This is a genomic window from Pseudomonas sp. HP_14, from assembly GCF_055283875.1.
Genome location: NZ_JBTOQI010000043.1, coordinates 215363 through 232003, shown reverse-complemented (window position 1 = coordinate 232003; position 16641 = coordinate 215363). Strand labels below are relative to the sequence as shown.

Genomic DNA, 16641 nt, shown 5'->3' with positions numbered 1-16641 from the left:
TTCTCCTGGATGAACCGCTTATTCGTAATTCTTCAGGGCCGAACACGCGCCGCACTTGGCGCAACCGGCATTGATTTGCTCGGAATGCAGACCGTGACGACGCAGGCTTGCGCCGATTTGTGGATACAGACGGGCCATCATGGCGCTGTCGGGTTTGGGATGACGGGCCAGTGGCGTGCCGTCGATGGGTACAAAAGGCACCACGAACGGGTACACACCCAGCTCGCACAAACGCTCACTCATCTCGGTGATCGCGGCCTCACTGTCGCCCAGGCCAGCAAGAATGTAAGTGCTGACCTGGCCGCGACCGAACACCTCGACCGCCGCGCTGAACGCTTCGAAATAGCGTGTCAGGGGCACTTCAGCCTTGCCCGGCATGATTCGCTGACGAACCTCGTCGGTGACCGCCTCCAGGTGCATGCCCAGGGACACTACACCGCTGTCACGCAAACGCGTGAACCAGGTGTCGTTATCCGGCGGCTCGCATTGCGCCTGAATCGGCAGATCGACGGCGGCGGTCACCGCAGCGGCGGACTCACACAGAATGGCTGCGCCGCGATCAGGCGTTTGTGGTGTGCCGGTGGTCATCACCATGTGCTTGACGCCATCTAGCTCGACCGCCGCTTTTGCCACTTCAGCCAGTTGCTGCGGACGTTTGCGAGCAATGGTCTTGCCAGCAGCGAGAGACTGGCCGATGGCGCAGAACTGACACGAAGTGCCACGATCATTGAACCGGATGCAGTGCTGCAGAACGGTCGTCGCGAGCACGTCACTGCTGTGCAATGTGGCGATTTTCCAATACGGAATGCCGTCATCGGTGCTCAATCCGTAAAACTTCGGCACGCCCGGCATCTGTACCTGACCGACCTGCAAGCCCTGACGAAAAATCAGTGCCTGACTGCCGTCTTCGCTGGGTTGCGCTTGATAGGGCGAATCCTGAGAGGCCTGATTGAGGATCGGCACCATCATGGTCCGGCTGCCGAAACTCAGCGCCTTGTGGTCCGATGGCCCTGCTCCGCCTTGCCGCGACAAGCCGTTCTGCGCGGCGGGCCAGCGCACCCCGTGGCACTGCAGCTCTGCCAGCAATTCATTGGTCTGCATGGGCAAGCTCCTCGGCTTTCAACTGTGAAGCGCGCTCATGCACATGAGCCGTGGGTGTACGGTCGATCAGCAGGCTGAGCAGTTCCGGGCGACTGTAATGCCCCACTGAATCCATCATTCGTTTGCGCTTGTCGATCAGCGCAAGGTCCAGATCAGCAATCACCCAACCTTCACCGGAACGCAGCGGCTCGCCGAGCAACTTGCCTTCCGGCGAGACAATGGCCGTGAAGCACCCGCCAGAGATCGGTGCCAGGCTGCAGTCGGTGTCCTGCATGATTTGTGCTTGCTGATCGGCATCCAGCCAGGCTGTGGCGTTGACCACAAAGCAGCCTGACTCAAGGGCGTGATGGCGGATGGTCACTTCGATCTGCTCGGCAAAAATGTCCCCCACCAACGAGCCGGGGAACATCGCCACATGAATCTGCTCGCCATCGGCCATCAACGCATAGCGGGCCAACGGGTTGTAATGCTCCCAACAAGCCAGCGAGCCAATGCGCCCGACGGCACTGTCCACCGCACGCAAGCCAGAGCCATCGCCCTGCCCCCAGACCATTCGCTCGTGGTACGTCGGGGTGATCTTGCGGCGGTGCTGAATCAGCGTGCCGTCAGCATCGAACAGCAACTGCGCGTTGTAGATCGTGCCGCCATCACGCTCGTTGACGCCGATAGACGCGACGATCCCGGCCTCTCGGCAAGCGTCACCGATCTGCCGGGTCACGTCAGAGGGCACCGTCACGGATTGCTCAAGGAGCCTCAGGTGTTCCTTGCCCATGGCGAATGGCGGTTGGACGAAGGAGAAATAGGGGTAGTACGGCACCACGGTTTCCGGAAAAACCGCGAACCGCACACCTTCTCGCCCCAGCGCCAGCAACGTATTGCAAAGCTTGGCGACTGTGGCTTCCCGGGAGTACAGCACCGGGCTGAACTGAACGGCGGCGGCGCGGATGGTGGTCATGGTGGAGGTCCTGAAAATTTGGGCGGCTTTCATCAACGACACACAAAAATCTGAATTGAAACGAGATCCAAATGTGGGAGCGGTGCTTGCCCGCGATAAACGATGACTCGGCGCATGCCTGTAAATCAGGTTGAATCCATCGCGGGCAAGCACCGCTCCCACAGGGTTTGTATCTATCTTTCGATCTCAAGCCGTCCAGGTATCGATAATCATCGCGCCCTCGCGGCGCATCAGCAGGCGCAGGTCCATGACGTCCAGCGGGTTGATGGGACGAATGCCTTCGATCAGGGCTTTTTCGGTCTGGCCGTAGAGGGCCTGCAAGGCGAAGCGGCAGGCGTAGACTTCGCCGCCTTCGGACATGAACGCTTTGATCTGGTTGTTCACCGCCAGATGGCCGGGGAAGGCTTCTGCACCCAGCGTCGGGAAACCACGCTGCACACCCAGCTGCACGCCCGGCCCGTACAACAGGATTTTGGTTTCGAAGCCTTTACGCAGCAGGCGCTTGGCCTGAAGCATGTTGACCAGGCCAATGGAGCCTTCGAAAGCGATGGTGTGAAACGTGAGCAGGGCTTTTTCGCCGGGTTCGGCTTTGACGTCCTCGAAGACTTTTTCTTCGTAATTGACCAGGAAGTCGCCGTCTTGATAGTGAGCAATGTCCACGCTTGGCATATCGTCGTTCTCCAGTGAGTCATGTTTTTATCAGCGGCTTGGAACCGCCGGGGTGACAACAGGACTAGAGCGAACGCCGTGCCAAAAATAAAAACGATATCCGCAGAACAGCTAAACCCATGATTAGACTGAACATTCAAATCTGATCCGGTTTTTACGGGCCTTTCTGAGCCTATCGCTGGATTACGCATTCCCGTAGAAATACGATTCTTCGTAGCGCTAAATCACGAGATTCCGTAATGAGCGAGCCAGACTCACTGACCGGCTGGGCCGACCTGGCCTATTCCTCGCGGCACATGGTGTTCGAACACTGCGCCGAGGCCATCGCGCTGCTGGACCCTGTCGCAGATCGCTTCGGCGACCTGAACGTGGCCACCTGCAAGCTGCTCGGCTATCCACGCCAGGAGCTGCTGGAGCTGCCGGTCAGCAAATTGTTCGGTCATCAACTGGCCGACCTGATCGTGTTTACTCAAGCCGTCATGAATAAAGGCCGCGGCTGGACCGAAGACTTGAGCTGCAATTGCAAAACCGGTGAGCGCATCGAGCTGGAATTGTCGGCGACTATTTTGCAGGTCAAAGGTAACCCACAGTTGATTCTGGTCATGCGCGAAGCCAGCCATGAAAAGTACCAGCGTGATCAGGCCCACACCGAACGCACCATGCGCGGCGGGCTGCTGGAATGGCGCAACATTCTCAACCTGTTCCAGGAAACCGAGCGCGATAACCAGTTGCTGCTCAGCGCGGTGGGCGACGGCATTTACAGCATCAACACAGATGGCCTGGCCACCTTCGTCAACCCGGCGGGCGCACGGATGCTGGGCTGGGAACCGGCGGACATGATTGGCAAGAACATCCACCGCATTCACCATCACACCCACGCCGACGGCAGCCATTACCCGGTAGAAGACTGCCCGATCTACAAAGCGGTACGCGATGGCGTGGTTCATGAAGGTCGTCAGGAAGTGTTCTGGCGTCGGGATGGCAGCTCGTTCCCGGTGGAATTCACTAGCACGCCGGTGATTGCCGACGGGCGAATTGCCGGTGCGGTGGTGGTGTTCCGCGACATCACCGAGCGGCGCACCACGGAAAACCAGCTGCACAACGCGCTGGAAGAACTCAAAGTGCTGAAGCAGCGTCTCGAAGAGCAGAACGCCTATCTGCAGGAAGAAATCCACATCGAGCATAACTTCCGGGAAATCGTCGGCCAGAGCGAGCCGATCCTGAAAATCATCAAACAGATAGACGTGGTCGCGCCTACCGATGCCAGCGTATTAATCAATGGCGAGTCCGGCACCGGCAAAGAACTGATTGCAAGGGCGATCCATCAAGCCAGTCGACGCAGCGCCAACCCGCTGATTCGCGTCAACTGCGCAGCGATTCCTACCGAGTTGTTTGAAAGCGAGTTCTTTGGCCATATTCGCGGCGCGTTTACCGGGGCGATTCGTGACCGTGTCGGACGCTTTGAACTGGCGGATGGCGGCACGCTGTTCCTTGACGAAATCGGCGAGATTCCGCTGGAGTTGCAGAGCAAGCTGTTAAGGGTTTTACAGGAAGGGCAATTCGAGCGGGTCGGCGAAGAACGTACGCGCAAGGTCGACGTGCGCATCATCGCCGCGACTAACCGGGACTTGCGTCAGGAGGTGACCGCCAAGCATTTTCGTGAGGATTTGTACTTCCGCCTTAACGTCTTCCCCATCCAGTCCCCGGCCCTGCGCGAGCGCCCCATGGACATCGCGCCACTGGCTGCGCACTTCCTCAAGCAGACCGCCAAACGCTTGAACATGCCGGGCCGCCGGTTGCGCAACAGTGACATCGAGCGCCTGCAGCGCTATTCGTGGCCAGGCAATATCCGTGAGTTGCAGAACGTCATCGAACGAGCGCTCATCACCTCCCACGGTGCGGACCTGAACATGGACCTCCCGGACGAACCCCATAAAGCCGAAGCACCGCTCGCCCAGCTTTCAACAGCAGGCAGCATCATGACTGACGCGCAGGTACGAGAACTGGAACGCAGCAACATGCAGGCGGCGCTAAAGGCCAGTAATGGCAAGCTGTTTGGTAAGGGTGGTGCGGCAGAATTACTGGGGTTGAAGCCAACGACGCTGGCTTCGCGATTGAAGCGGCTGGATATCATCGTTTAAGGATGCAAGCCCAGACCGGTAGGAGCGAACTTGTTCGCGAAGCGGCAGGCCTGAAACACCACATCAAGCCCTCTCGCCAACAAGTTGCCTCCTACCTGACTCAGCGCTAACCGATAGACGCTGTGCAATCATCCCGTTAACGAGCGTTAACAACTTTCTCCAGCCAGGCCGCCAGATCCCTGACCTCGGCCTCGTTTACGCCATGCGGCAAACCAGCGTAAGCATGAAACTGCGGCGTGATGCCTTGGGTTTTCAGGTAAGCCTCGGCATCGCTTGCGCCTTGCACCGGGATCAGCGTGTCGACAGCGCCATGGCCGATGAACACCGCCAGTTTTTGCCGCGCCGGGTCAGGCTTCAGTTCGGCCTTGAGCACCGGCAGCATGTGCCCGCTCAAGGCAGCAAAACCGCCGACCAGCCCAGGATGACGCAGAACCACCTCGTAGCTCATCATTGCGCCCTGGCTGAAGCCCACCAGAAAGACCTTCGAAGGTCGTGTCTGGTATTTGCGGGTTGCCTGCTCGATGAATTGCTCAAGCACTTGCCCGCTGCTTTTCAGGTCCTCGGTCTTGCCATCGTAGTAAGCAGATTCGGGGCGCTGATTGAACCACTGGTAACCCTCTTGATAAGCCTTCAGCGGCGCGCGCACCGACAGGTAGTTGTAATCGCGGGGCAGCGCAGCGGTGAAACTGATCAGGTTGGTTTCGTCGCCGCCGTAACCATGCAGGAAGATGATCAGCGGCTTGTCTTTTGTCTCAGTGCTGGCCTGTGCAACATACTTGAGCGGCAAATCGCTGAGTAACGGTTCTTCGGCCTGGGCCAGCCCGCACATAGCGAACAACATGAAGGCGAACACTTTCAGCATGAATCGTGACCTCGGGTGAGCGCTGCCTGTTTTCAGGTCAGCGCTGAGTGGGCATACAGGTTAGTCAGTAATACCAGTGTGACTGACCTTCTCCGGACGCAGCAACTGCATTTGCTGACGGTAATCATCCGTTACCTGACGCGACTGACTACTGCTGGTGATCACACGCGGCGTAATCAGCACGATCAGCTCGGTGCGAGCCTTGGATTTGCTGGTGGTGCCGAACAACCAGCGCAGGCCGGGAATTCTGCCCAGATAAGGTATCGAGCTATCACTCTCGGCGTTGTTCTGATTGATCAGGCCGCCGAGCAGTACTGTCTGGCCGCTTTGTACGGCAACCTGGGTCGACACCGAGCGAGTCGAAATGCTCGGATTGGTCTGCGTCTCGGTGATGGACGATGTATCCGCATTACTGACTTGCTGCTGGATGTCCATGTACACCAGACCGCCCGGATTGATCCGAGGCACGACATCCAGAATCACACCGGTCTGCACGTACTCGACGCTGCTCAGGGTGGTATCGGAGTTGGTCGTATTGACTGTGGTCTGGCTGATCGGGATGTTATCGCCAACCTGAATCTGCGCCTGCTGGTTGTTCATCACCACCAGAGACGGCGCCGACAGCACTTGGGTACGGCCGTTGGTTTCCAGCGCGCGCAAGGCGACCTGCAAGTTGCTGCTGACAAACGAATAAAACAACGAAGAATTCTGAACCCCCAGGCCTCCGCCACCCAATGCGCCCTGGCTACCAGCGACATTGGAGATGTTGGTGGTGCCCGTGTTGCCCGCCAGACGCCCAAGATACCACTGCACGCCAAGGTCGAGTTCGCCGGTCAGATTGACTTCAAGAATCCGCGTTTCGATCTGCACTTGCAGCGGCGCATTATCGAGGCGCTTGATGGCGGATTCGATTTCCTTCCATTGCGCCGGGCGGGTACGAACCAGCAACTGGTTGCTGCTCTTCTGCGCAGTGATGCGGGTGCTGGCATCGATGCCTTTGGGCGCATTACCAGTGCCGCCGCCCTGCCCCATACCGCCATCGGTTTCGCTGTCGAGGCTTTCTTCGCTGCCTTCGCTGTCCTGCTCTTCGTCGCCGCTGCCCATGCCCTGGCTCTGGTTGTTACCCATCCCCATGCCACCGCTCGCACCGCCCATGCCACCGCCCATGCCGCCAAAGCCGCCGGTGCTGTTGTTCATGCCGTTGGAGGTACCACCCGAGCTCAACGACGACAGTGAACGGGTGCGCAGACCCGGCGCAACCTTGGCTGCCGAATCGTCTTTGATTGCACCGTTGCCGTAGATCTGCCGAAGGTACTTGGCGAGGTCAGTGGCCTTCATATTGCGAACGTCGTAGACGTACATTTGCGGCTCGTTGCCGCCGCCTTCATCAATGGTACGGATCCAGTCGCCGACTTCGCGCAGGTATTCAGGCTGCGAAGAAATCGCCACCACCGAGTTGGTCCTTTCGATCGGCAGGAAACGCACCATACCCGCGAGCGGCATGCCGCTGTCGGGACCGAACATCTTCTGCAGTTCGGGCATCAGTTCGCCCACCGAGGCGCGCTGCAAACCAAACACACCCACCGACATGCCCTTCAGCCAATCGACGTCAAAGGTGTCGATGGTGTCCTGATAGTTGGACAGCTCATCCGGAGTACCGGCCATGCTCAACACGTTGCGCGCCGGATCAACCAGCAGGAAAGCGTTTTCCCGGGCAAACGGCTTGAGCAGTTTCTGCATCTCGGTAGCCGAAATATAGCGCAGCGGGAACAGGCGTGCGGACATGCCCGCAGCAGGCTGGGACACGGCCATTTCCGGCACCAGCTTGCCCGCCACGGCCTGGTTGGCAGGCAGGATCACATAGCGATTGCCCTGCTTGATCATGGCGTTGTCGGTCCAGGACAGCAGCGTCTCGAGAATCGACAACGCTTGCTTCTTGTTGACCGGTTTTGAGGTGGAGAAACTCACGTCACCCTTAACGCCTTGGGCAATGCTGTAATTCTCTTGCAGCAGATCCCCCATGATGCTGTTGACCACGGCTTCGATGGGTTGATTGGTGAAGTTGAACACGATATCGCCGGTTTCAGAATCCCGGGCAGCAGGTGCTGGCGAAGAAACTGACGACGGTTTGCGGACGAACTGCTGATTACCACGAATCAATTGCCGCGTGGGCGCAGTGGCGGGTTGAGGCTGTGACGCTTCCTGCGGAGCCTGCTCACTGCGCGGATCAACCGGCGGACGTTGTGAGCCAGTACCCTGCAGGGCCTCGCGCAACATGTCGCTGTCTTGATCATAGTTGTTGGGCGCGGTAGCACAGCCGCCGAGGGCGACAGCTGTGGCCAGGCACAACACGGGGGTGCGCAAGCGAGGGAATTGACGAACGCCTGAAGAAGTAGCCATTTTACTGAGTGGACTCGCGAGGAAGAGAAATCGGTGGTGTTTTGGACGGCGGCGGCAGGCGCAGCGCACGCAGCGCCAGGCTTTGAGTGCGGCCATCGGAGGAAAAATCGGCTTGCATCGGGGTCAGCTTTTCAAGCTTCCAGCCGTTGGGCAGTGAGTCACCCTGGTGAACCTTCAGCGGTGGTCCGTCAGCGCGCTTGATCATGGCAACGCGCAGGTCGCCGTCGATCATGATCCCGGTCAGGGTCAAGCCAGCCAGGCTCGACGCCTGGGCCTTGCCAACAGAGCGGTCCGGCGTCCGGTCAGTGCTGAACAATGGCGTCTGCCAGGTTTGCGCAAGACTTTGCAACGTCGCCGTCGGCGCAACATGGGCTTTGTCTGCCTTGTTGTTTAACGAACGTGGTGCTTGTTCCGGCAACCAGTCCGGTGAGTTGGCGGCACCACTGACAATGGCGGTGATAACCAGGCCGAGAACAGCCGCCAGACCAATCAAGCCCCATTCGGTGGAGCGCAATGAACCGATCATTGAGCCTCCTCTTCGGATGCTTCTTGCGATGCCTCTTCAGCACCTGCAGGTTGCAGATAACCGCGTACCAGCATATGCGCGACCAGCTTGCCAGCTCCGCCTTTACTCGGCGCATCAGCACCACGGCGCACGCTCATTTCATCGATGAACAGGAAGGGTCGCTGATACTCCAGCTCATGCAGGATAGCGGTCAGCGGTTCAATGGCGCACTCCAGCGTCAGACTCACCTTCACCTGACGATACGGCTCTGCGCTGTCCTGCTCAGGCGTGATCGGCATGCGCTGGGTCAGCGCGCAGCCACCACCTGTCGTGGCGTGACTGCTGATCAGGTCGGCGATACGCTGCATCAAGTCTGCAGCCACCGCGCTGGGGTCATCACCAGGCAGCAGGCTGGTGCTGCTGGCCGGATCATTACGCGCCTGCTCCAGTTGTTTTTTTAGCGCGTCACCCTGACTCAACAAACCGGCGTAACGCTGTTGCTGTTCACGCAGCTGTTCGGCCTGGGTATCTATGTCGCGGAGCGGCCCGGCAAACCAGCTGTCAATCAGCAGCCAGTAAGCGAAACACAGTACCAGCGCCAGGACGATCAACGCGGCACCTCGCCGTTCACGGCTGGTCAGTGGTCGGCGCATGGGCGGCCTCCTGATGCAGATGGGCACGCAGTGAAAAGCGGTCTTTGCCGGTTTGCGGATCAGGCTGGATAACCCCCTGGAACTGGGCGTTATCCAGGCTGTGGCAGTCCTTGACCCGACTGATCAAGGCACTGGCCTTGGCGCTCTGGCCAGAAAACGAAACTTCGGCGCTGTCATTGATTTCAAATTGATCAATCCAGGTGTCACGCGGCAAGCAGGCCGTCAGTTCGTTAAGCAGCGCAGCGAAAGTAGGCTGGGCGGCTTTGCGCTGTATGAGGTAACTGGCCGCACCGCGGGTGTTGGTCAACTGCTGGCGGATTTTCTGGATCTGCGCGACCTGAGCTCTTTGCGCCTGTACCGTGCTCTCCATTTCATCTAAAAGCTGCTGACGGTTGTTGAGCCAGAGCAGCATGGCAACCAGCAACAGGCCGCCGCAGAGCCATAGAAGCTTGCGTTGCAGCCCCAGGCCATTACGCTGCTGACGCGGACGCAAAGGCGCTGGAAGCAAGTCAACCTGCAACCGTGAAGACTCGTCGTTACCCACGTCTACGGCGTGGGGTTGCAAGCCGAGTGCCGCGCATTCATTGAGAATCGCATCCAGGCGTTCCCGCAGGATCGCCACCAGCGTGACCTGAATAAATGCCCCGCTACGTTTCTCTTGCCGGGCAACAAAATATAGCTGCGAGGCGTCAAACGGCGTGAAACGATCCAACTCGTAACCGACGACGGTGTTCAAATCGCGGGCCGCAGCCAAAGGCAGCTGCAAGGTTTGCACCAGCACGGCTGACGGGGGCAATAGCAAAATCTGTTGCACACTGGACGACAGCACAGGCAAGGGCGCGACTAATGGCCAGGCATGCAGATGCTGCGGTGTGTCGTGAATCAACAACCGCTGCATTTTTTCCGGCATGCAAGCCCGCAGCTCCACCAGCCATAAACGCCAGCCGCGTTGCAGCAGACTGCCGCGCCACTGCTGTGCAATGCGCTCGGCAAAGGCCAATAGGGGCGCAGGCAATGTCATCTGCCGCGCTGAAAATAATCGATTCATTCTTGCCAACGCAGCACCCGATAAGGCTGTGCGCTTCCCTCCGATGGGCTCAATAAAACAGTGGTCTGCAGCTCGGCATGAAACCCGCCGGGACGTAGCGCGTAGCTTTCAATCATTAATACTTCTCCCGGATCGCTGCCCACCGCACTCTGATTCGGCAGGTTCAAGGCTCGCCGCAACAAAGGCGAAGCAAATGCTGGCTCCGGTCGATCCAGCCCGCTCCATAGCGTCACCTCCTGCAACATCCGGCTGTAAAGCGCCTGAGTCATCCCCGGCAATTGCCGGACTTCTTCAATCACTCGCAGCGGCGGCGCCCCTGAGCCGCGACGACTTTCAATCTCTTGAGCCATTGCGGTGGCCTGATCTTTCCCTGCCCCGCAGGCCTGGGCCAGACGGGCAATATCGCCGACCACGGCACTGTTCAAGTCCAGCTTGCCACGCTCGCTGCGTACGCTGACGCGCAGTTGTGCATCATCAAAGCGCAAAGCGACTTCCCGGCCGTCGGCTATCCAGCGTTTACGTTGTTGCGGGTCACTCAAGCCTTGTACTGCCATGGCCAGACCAGCCTGCGCAGCCAACTGCGCCTGTGTGTGTTGACGCGCCCACAATGCCTGGCGGCTTTCCAGTTGAACCCAGCTGGCGAGGCCACCAAGCAACAGGCTGAGCAGCGCCAAGGCCCACAACACCAGCAGCAAAGCGACGCCGCGCTGCTGGCCAGATGAAGACCTCATTGGCCCCCGGCTCCGCCAGACAGGTCCAGACGCAGCGCCACAACCTCAGTCAGCCACGGCACCGGCCCGTTAACTTTCGCATCAATGCGTACGGCCCTTGGCAGCCTTGTTGGCCAAGGCCAGTCGGCCATCCAGCCGGTAGGTTCGCCCTTGGGCGTTACACCGCGGTAACTCAAATTCAAGGACTCAACATGACGTATCAGCACTTGCGGATCGCCCCAAGGCCTGGACGTCGTGCCATCCGCCGTGCTCAGGATCTGCGCGAAGGCCACCTGTAAATCGTGGTCCTTCACCTCAAGGGTGTGCAGTTGAATGCCGCCGCCCAATTCACCTGGCAACGTCGCCACAAACTGCAAACGTTGCGCTGAGCCGACAAAAAAGCCGCTACTTTCGCTGTCATCTTCCGAACTGTCCAGCGGCAGCGCCTGCCCGATGGAACTGCGCAGGAATTTCTGTGCAGCACGCATCTCGTCCAGGCTGGTGGTGTAACGCTGAGCCTTGAGCACCGCCCGATTGGCGCCCAACATCGCACCGCCCACCAGGGTCAACAACACGCCCAACAAGCTCAGCACCAACATGATTTCCAGCAGCGTGAAACCACGCTGTGCCGGTCTCAAGAGCCCGCTCCAGTGACGGCGCCACGTAACCTGAGTGTGCTGAACTGCGCCCTGCGCTGGTGTTCACGCACGTCCAGATCCAGTCGGAACATCCGCGCCTGACCATTACGCCCCGGCATCTGCTGAATATCCAGCTGCCAACTGATGTCGCCCGCCAGGACGCCTTGCCTTGTACCGCTTTCCAGCGGACCGGCAGCCTCTTGATCCATGATCGTACGCGCGGCATGTGTCAGCCGGTCGCTCTGCGACACTTGTTGCAAGGAGCGCGCGCTCTGACCAAAGGCCACCAACAGCACGCTGCTGCAAACCGCCATCACGGTCAGCGCTGCGAGCATTTCCAGCAAGGTGAAACCACCCTGGCTGCCGCCGCTCATGGCAACGCCTTGGACTGCACGCTGCCGGTCAGCCAGCCGATGTCGATGCGCCAGCGCCGGTCACCATTAACCAGAGTCAGGTTGCCGCCGGTGGAACCGCCGTCCGGGTAGAACTCGACAGTCGAGCCCATCTCCGCAGCTGTCTGCAAGGTCACCTGCAACTCCGGCGGCCAGTGATGAATACGCTGGTCCGGGGCCTGGAAGGCTTTCGACCTGAGATCAAAAACGGTCCGCGCCGGTTGTCCGGTGACAATCGCCTTGACCCGTGTGGCGCGTAAGGCGTTGACCATTTGTCCGACGGTCTGGCGCTCTTTCGCCGCGCTCAGGCCCTGCTGTAAACCGAACCCTACGAGGCCAATGGCGATGCTCATCAGAACGATGACCACCAGCATTTCCATCAGGGTAAAACCACGGCTTGCAGCGCGACTGTTCATGATCGGTGTTTATTCCCAGTTGCCCAGGTCGGCGCTGTAACCTTCGCCGCCTGCCTGGCCATCCTGGCCGAAAAAGATCAGGTCAAAAGTGCCGTGCTGACCAGGGAAGCGATAGCCGAACGCGTGGCCAAACGGATCTTTCAGGTCCGAAGGTTTGGCATACGGGCCAGCCCAGCCAGAGGCATTGCCGGACTTCTCGACCAGCTGTTGCAAAGACTTGGGCGGCGAACCGACGTCCAGCGCATAGCTTTCGATTTTCATGCTCAGGCTTGCCAGTTGCGCCTTGCCCGCGCCGTATTTGCCTTTGTCGACGTTACCGCCGACCTGACGCACGACGATGGTGGCGACGATACCCAGCAGCACGATGACCGCGAGCATTTCCAGCAAGGTGAAGCCGTTTTGTTTGCGGCCAGGTTTAAAGCGTTTACGGCTGAAGCTCATCAGGATCGTTCCTCTTTCGAAAATTCAGATATTGCTGGTCAGGCTCATCAGCGGCAGCATGATCGCCAACATGATCACCGCCACCATTCCGGCCATGACCACGGTCAGCGCCGGTACCAGCGCCGCGAGCATGCGGTCGATGCCGCGCTTGGCCTCGACGTCGAACACGTCGGCGACCTTGAGCAGCATGCTGTCCAGCTCACCGGCCTGTTCGCCGACTTCAATCATTTGCAGTGCAAGGTCAGGCAGCAGCGGTTGCGCGCCGAAAGCGCTTGCCAGCGTCCCGCCACCTTTTACCGATTCGGCGGCCTGCGCCACCTGGGCCTGCAACGCCCGGTTGGTACAGACCTGCCGGGCGATGACCAGCGCCTGCAGCAGGGCAACGCCATTGCTGAGCAACGTCCCGAGTGTCCGGGCCAGACGTGCCGCTTCGACCCGCTGCAGCAGCGGGCCGATGATGCGAATACCCAGCACACGTCGGTCATGGCGCTCACGTCTTTGCGGGTCGCGCATGCGCACGGCCGTGAACCAGATCAACGCGATAATTGCGGCAAGCACCGCCAGCCCATACGCGCTTAAAAACTCGCCCAGCCCGAGAATCACTTCAGTGATCATAGGGATCGGCACACCCAGATCCTTGAAGATAGGCACGAACTGCGGCACCACGTAGGCCAGCAGCAATGCAAGAGAACCCAGCACGCCTACCACCAGAAACGCCGGGTAAATCAGCGCATTGATGACTTCGCCACGCAGCAACTGGCTGCGCTCCAGGTAGTCGCTGAGTTGCCGTAAGGTGCTTTCCAGCGCGCCGCCCGCTTCGCCCGCGCGGACCATGCTTATATAGAGAGAGGAAAACTGACTGCCCTCCTCTTCCAGCGCTGCCGACAACGGTTTACCTGCCTTGACCTGCTCGCGGATACGCTCGATCAGCGCGCGCGTCTGCGGTTGGCCGGGCTGTTTGAGCAAAATGCCTAGCGATCGCTCCAGGGGCTGACCGGCCCCCAGCAATGTCGCCAACTGCTGAGTAAAGCTGACCAGTGCCGCGCCGTTAAGCATGCCTCGACCCAGCGCATTGCGCAGACCACCCATGCCAGCAGCTTCAATGTGCAGGACCAGTAAGCCACGTTTTTGCAGAACGCTGACGGCCGTGTCCTGATCCTTGGCGTCCAGCGTTCCGTTCTGAGCGACACCCTGGCTGTCCAGCGCGCGAAACTTGAACAGGCTCAATTGCCTTCACCACGGGTGACTCGCAGTACTTCTTCCAGAGACGTGACACCGGCAACGGCCTGACGCAGACCTTCTTCATGCAGGGTACGCAAACCGCCACGGCGAGCGGCTTGTTCAAGGGTCGACGCGTCGGCATGACGCATCAGCAAACTGCGCAGTTCTTCATTCATGACCAGCAATTCGGTAATCGCGCTTCGTCCGCGATAACCGCCGCCGGGCGCATCGGGGCGTGGACGGTACAGCATGATGGGACGTTCGTCAGTAAAACGATCAAGTCCGTGCTCTTCTATTAATTCAGGCGGCGCTTCAAAAGCTTCGCGGGTCGCTGGATCGAGACGACGCACCAGGCGCTGCGCCAGAATGCCGTTCACGGTTGAGGCAATCAGGTAGCTCTCGACGCCCATGTCCAGCAAGCGGGTGATACTCGCTGCGGCGCTGTTGGTGTGCAGGGTCGAGAGCACCAAGTGACCGGTGAGCGAGGACTGAATCGCGATGCGGCAGGTTTCCAGGTCACGCATCTCACCGATCATGATCACGTCCGGGTCCTGACGCACGATGGAGCGCAGGGCACCAGCGAAGTCGAGACCAATAGACGGTTTGACCTGAATCTGGTTGATGCCTTCCAGTTGATATTCAACCGGGTCTTCAACGGTGATGATCTTGCGCTCGGCAGTATTAAGCCGGGATAGCGCGGTGTAGAGCGTGGTGGTTTTACCGGAACCGGTTGGCCCGGTCACCAGCAGGATGCCGTGAGGACGTTCCAGTACTTCCAGAAATTCGTCGAGGCGTTCGCCATCGAAACCGAGGCTCGGGAAGTCGAAGTTGATGGTCTGCCGATCCAGCAGACGCATGACCACCGACTCACCAAAACTGGTAGGCACGGTGGACACCCGCAAGTCGAGCTCTTTACCTTGAATCCGCAGCATGATCCGACCGTCCTGTGGCAAGCGGCGCTCGGCGATGTCCAGCCGGGCCATGATCTTCACGCGGGAGATCACCGCCGCCGATGAACTGGACGGCGGCGCTTCGGCTTCGTGCAGTACACCGTCAATGCGGTAACGGACTTTGAGCTGGCTTTCAAACGGCTCGATATGAATGTCCGATGCCCGATGTTCAACGGCGCGCTGCAGGATCAGGTTGACCAGGCGAATCACCGGCGCCTCGGACGCCATGTCTTTCAGGTGTTCAATGTCTTCAAGCGAGCCGCCCTCTTCGTCGAGGTTCTCGATCAGCGTGCCCATGGCTGAACGGCCCTGGCCGTAATAACGCTCGATGAGCGTTTCGACTTCGTTGCGCGGCCCTACGGAAAGCCACACCGGCACGTCGCAGGCATAAGCTACTGCCTGGAACGGATAAAGCAGATGTGGATTGGCCGCCAGCACGCGCAAGCCACCGTCACTCCAGCCCAGCGGCACGATCTGGTAGTGGCGCATGAAGCGCTCGGTCAACGGTGGCAATGGGTCAAGCAGTGGTGGCGCGGACTCGGCGAGTACCAGCGGTGCATCAAGCAAGGCCGCCCAGGCACGGGCCAACTCAAATTCGGAGACCAGACCCAATCGAGTCAGCAGGCCCAACAGCTCGGCAGCTTCAGATTCCTGAGCCGATTCCTGAGCCAAACGCCGGGCACGTTCCAGATCAACGGTCTTCAGACCGGCATTTTCCATCAGCCACGCGCACACCTGCTCGGCATCGGGGATCACTAATCGGGAGGTATCGACGGGGGCTGACAACATAGGTGCGGGCATCTGTACAGATCGAAGGAGCAAGGCTTCCGGCCGCCGATGATATCAGGAGGCCGGGAGAAAAACGGTTAGACCATCAATTCGAGGTTTTTTGCGAATTGTTTTTTGCGTTGTCCAGCGGACGGCCACCTTTGGTGGTCTGTGCCTGCTGCTTTTTCAGAGCCTTGGCGTCTTGAGTCTGGGTCAGCACGGTGGAGTCGGTAGCACCGGACTTCGCATCGGCATCGGTCGCTTCAGCTGCAACAGCTGCGCCACACAGTACGAAACCCAATACAACACCTGCACCGATCAGAGGCAACTTCATAACCATTCTCCACATAATAAAAATAATAAGCCACGCAAAAGCGATCCCTCTCCAGGAGCACTAACAACGCAACTAAGCTGAACTTCGGCACCCCACCATCGGCAGGAGACACTCCACACACCGAAAATTCTTAAACCAATCGACCAGTAGGTTTAGCATGAGTTCATTTTTGTAAGGAAAAAAAACAAATTTCGCTAAAAACCAGCTTTTATTTGACATTTGAAGCCCGGAATTGCCTTAATTACGCCGCCAACGCGAATCAAAGTGCCACCTTGCGATGGCACTTAGATATCAAGTAAAGACATGCAACACATAATTCTTACAATATAACTACACCTGAAAAACACTAACTATTGCACTGAGATCAACACTCGGAAAGTCGCGAAGAAGGTGAACTATTGCCCGAATAAAATTCGTGAGCAATCAGACGTTATCAG

Annotated in this window: 17 protein-coding genes; 1 reads left to right on the top strand and 16 read right to left on the bottom strand. The window is 58.9% G+C overall.

What is annotated here, in order from left to right:
• Positions 1-18: 18 nt before the first annotated feature.
• The 3 genes from ACYASS_RS22860 to ACYASS_RS22850 all read right to left on the bottom strand — a co-directional run bounded on the left by ACYASS_RS22860 (position 19) and on the right by ACYASS_RS22850 (position 2725).
• Entirely contained in the window at positions 19-1101 is a 1083-nt protein-coding gene (locus tag ACYASS_RS22860) for an MSMEG_0568 family radical SAM protein (protein ID WP_463587782.1), read from the bottom strand.
• Positions 1088-2056 carry a Nit6803 family nitrilase gene (locus ACYASS_RS22855; RefSeq protein ID WP_463587781.1) on the bottom strand — a complete coding sequence of 323 codons (969 nt, stop codon included), beginning with the start codon at positions 2054-2056 and terminating at the stop codon, positions 1088-1090. Before ACYASS_RS22855 ends, ACYASS_RS22860 begins: the two co-directional genes overlap by 14 nt.
• A gap of 186 nt (positions 2057-2242) precedes the next feature.
• The gene (locus tag ACYASS_RS22850; protein ID WP_027900808.1) at positions 2243-2725 is read right to left on the bottom strand and encodes an MSMEG_0572/Sll0783 family nitrogen starvation response protein; all 483 of its coding nucleotides are present in this window, start codon (positions 2723-2725) and stop codon (positions 2243-2245) included.
• A 239-nt stretch (positions 2726-2964) separates the two neighbouring features.
• Between ACYASS_RS22850 and ACYASS_RS22845 the strand changes: the two genes are divergently transcribed.
• Positions 2965-4866 carry a sigma 54-interacting transcriptional regulator gene (locus tag ACYASS_RS22845; protein ID WP_463587780.1) on the top strand — a complete coding sequence of 634 codons (1902 nt, stop codon included), beginning with the start codon at positions 2965-2967 and terminating at the stop codon, positions 4864-4866.
• 136 nt (positions 4867-5002) lie between these two features.
• Here the strand turns inward: ACYASS_RS22845 and ACYASS_RS22840 are convergent, their stop codons facing one another.
• The 13 genes from ACYASS_RS22840 to ACYASS_RS22780 all read right to left on the bottom strand — a co-directional run bounded on the left by ACYASS_RS22840 (position 5003) and on the right by ACYASS_RS22780 (position 16204).
• A complete protein-coding gene (locus tag ACYASS_RS22840) occupies positions 5003-5728 on the bottom strand; it encodes an alpha/beta hydrolase (RefSeq protein ID WP_463587779.1) in 726 nt (241 codons plus the stop codon).
• A 60-nt stretch (positions 5729-5788) separates the two neighbouring features.
• A complete protein-coding gene (gene gspD, locus ACYASS_RS22835) occupies positions 5789-8128 on the bottom strand; it encodes a type II secretion system secretin GspD (RefSeq protein ID WP_463587778.1) in 2340 nt (779 codons plus the stop codon).
• 1 nt (position 8129) lies between these two features.
• Positions 8130-8654 carry a hypothetical protein gene (locus tag ACYASS_RS22830; protein WP_463587777.1) on the bottom strand — a complete coding sequence of 175 codons (525 nt, stop codon included), beginning with the start codon at positions 8652-8654 and terminating at the stop codon, positions 8130-8132.
• Positions 8651-9286 (bottom strand): type II secretion system protein GspM, encoded by a 636-nt coding sequence (gene gspM / locus ACYASS_RS22825; protein WP_463587776.1) that lies wholly within the window; start codon positions 9284-9286, stop codon positions 8651-8653. Before gspM ends, ACYASS_RS22830 begins: the two co-directional genes overlap by 4 nt.
• Positions 9261-10334 carry a type II secretion system protein GspL gene (locus ACYASS_RS22820; RefSeq protein ID WP_463587775.1) on the bottom strand — a complete coding sequence of 358 codons (1074 nt, stop codon included), beginning with the start codon at positions 10332-10334 and terminating at the stop codon, positions 9261-9263. Before ACYASS_RS22820 ends, gspM begins: the two co-directional genes overlap by 26 nt.
• Entirely contained in the window at positions 10331-11065 is a 735-nt protein-coding gene (locus ACYASS_RS22815) for a type II secretion system minor pseudopilin GspK (RefSeq protein ID WP_463587774.1), read from the bottom strand. The genes ACYASS_RS22820 and ACYASS_RS22815 overlap by 4 nt, the downstream gene beginning before the upstream one ends.
• On the bottom strand, positions 11062-11682 hold the full coding sequence (locus ACYASS_RS22810; protein ID WP_122666581.1) for a prepilin-type N-terminal cleavage/methylation domain-containing protein: 621 nt from the start codon (positions 11680-11682) through the stop codon (positions 11062-11064). Before ACYASS_RS22810 ends, ACYASS_RS22815 begins: the two co-directional genes overlap by 4 nt.
• Positions 11679-12056 carry a type II secretion system protein gene (locus ACYASS_RS22805; protein WP_243248365.1) on the bottom strand — a complete coding sequence of 126 codons (378 nt, stop codon included), beginning with the start codon at positions 12054-12056 and terminating at the stop codon, positions 11679-11681. The genes ACYASS_RS22810 and ACYASS_RS22805 overlap by 4 nt, the downstream gene beginning before the upstream one ends.
• The gene (locus tag ACYASS_RS22800) at positions 12053-12490 is read right to left on the bottom strand and encodes a GspH/FimT family pseudopilin (RefSeq protein WP_080238180.1); all 438 of its coding nucleotides are present in this window, start codon (positions 12488-12490) and stop codon (positions 12053-12055) included. The genes ACYASS_RS22805 and ACYASS_RS22800 overlap by 4 nt, the downstream gene beginning before the upstream one ends.
• A 9-nt stretch (positions 12491-12499) precedes the next feature.
• On the bottom strand, positions 12500-12931 hold the full coding sequence (gene gspG, locus ACYASS_RS22795) for a type II secretion system major pseudopilin GspG (RefSeq protein ID WP_122666578.1): 432 nt from the start codon (positions 12929-12931) through the stop codon (positions 12500-12502).
• A 24-nt stretch (positions 12932-12955) separates the two neighbouring features.
• Positions 12956-14158, bottom strand: coding sequence for a type II secretion system inner membrane protein GspF (gene gspF, locus ACYASS_RS22790; protein ID WP_463587773.1), 1203 nt, complete (start codon positions 14156-14158; stop codon positions 12956-12958).
• A complete protein-coding gene (gene gspE, locus ACYASS_RS22785) occupies positions 14155-15891 on the bottom strand; it encodes a type II secretion system ATPase GspE (RefSeq protein WP_463587772.1) in 1737 nt (578 codons plus the stop codon). The genes gspF and gspE overlap by 4 nt, the downstream gene beginning before the upstream one ends.
• A gap of 85 nt (positions 15892-15976) precedes the next feature.
• Positions 15977-16204 carry a hypothetical protein gene (locus tag ACYASS_RS22780; protein ID WP_463587771.1) on the bottom strand — a complete coding sequence of 76 codons (228 nt, stop codon included), beginning with the start codon at positions 16202-16204 and terminating at the stop codon, positions 15977-15979.
• Between the last annotated feature and the right edge of the window lie 437 nt (positions 16205-16641).

Excerpts from the sequence above, each read along its gene's own strand:
- ACYASS_RS22860 (WP_463587782.1), bottom strand. The coding sequence starts at position 1,101 with ATGCAGACCAATGAATTGCTGGCAGAGCTGCAGTGCCACGGGGTGCGC.
- ACYASS_RS22855 (WP_463587781.1), bottom strand. The coding sequence starts at position 2,056 with ATGACCACCATCCGCGCCGCCGCCGTTCAGTTCAGCCCGGTGCTGTAC.
- ACYASS_RS22850 (WP_027900808.1), bottom strand. The coding sequence starts at position 2,725 with ATGCCAAGCGTGGACATTGCTCACTATCAAGACGGCGACTTCCTGGTC.
- ACYASS_RS22845 (WP_463587780.1), top strand. The coding sequence starts at position 2,965 with ATGAGCGAGCCAGACTCACTGACCGGCTGGGCCGACCTGGCCTATTCC.
- ACYASS_RS22840 (WP_463587779.1), bottom strand. The coding sequence starts at position 5,728 with ATGCTGAAAGTGTTCGCCTTCATGTTGTTCGCTATGTGCGGGCTGGCC.
- gspD (WP_463587778.1), bottom strand. The coding sequence starts at position 8,128 with ATGGCTACTTCTTCAGGCGTTCGTCAATTCCCTCGCTTGCGCACCCCC.
- ACYASS_RS22830 (WP_463587777.1), bottom strand. The coding sequence starts at position 8,654 with ATGATCGGTTCATTGCGCTCCACCGAATGGGGCTTGATTGGTCTGGCG.
- gspM (WP_463587776.1), bottom strand. The coding sequence starts at position 9,286 with ATGCGCCGACCACTGACCAGCCGTGAACGGCGAGGTGCCGCGTTGATC.
- ACYASS_RS22820 (WP_463587775.1), bottom strand. The coding sequence starts at position 10,334 with ATGAATCGATTATTTTCAGCGCGGCAGATGACATTGCCTGCGCCCCTA.
- ACYASS_RS22815 (WP_463587774.1), bottom strand. The coding sequence starts at position 11,065 with ATGAGGTCTTCATCTGGCCAGCAGCGCGGCGTCGCTTTGCTGCTGGTG.
- ACYASS_RS22805 (WP_243248365.1), bottom strand. The coding sequence starts at position 12,056 with ATGAGCGGCGGCAGCCAGGGTGGTTTCACCTTGCTGGAAATGCTCGCA.
- ACYASS_RS22800 (WP_080238180.1), bottom strand. The coding sequence starts at position 12,490 with ATGAACAGTCGCGCTGCAAGCCGTGGTTTTACCCTGATGGAAATGCTG.
- gspG (WP_122666578.1), bottom strand. The coding sequence starts at position 12,931 with ATGAGCTTCAGCCGTAAACGCTTTAAACCTGGCCGCAAACAAAACGGC.
- gspE (WP_463587772.1), bottom strand. The coding sequence starts at position 15,891 with ATGTTGTCAGCCCCCGTCGATACCTCCCGATTAGTGATCCCCGATGCC.
- ACYASS_RS22780 (WP_463587771.1), bottom strand. The coding sequence starts at position 16,204 with ATGAAGTTGCCTCTGATCGGTGCAGGTGTTGTATTGGGTTTCGTACTG.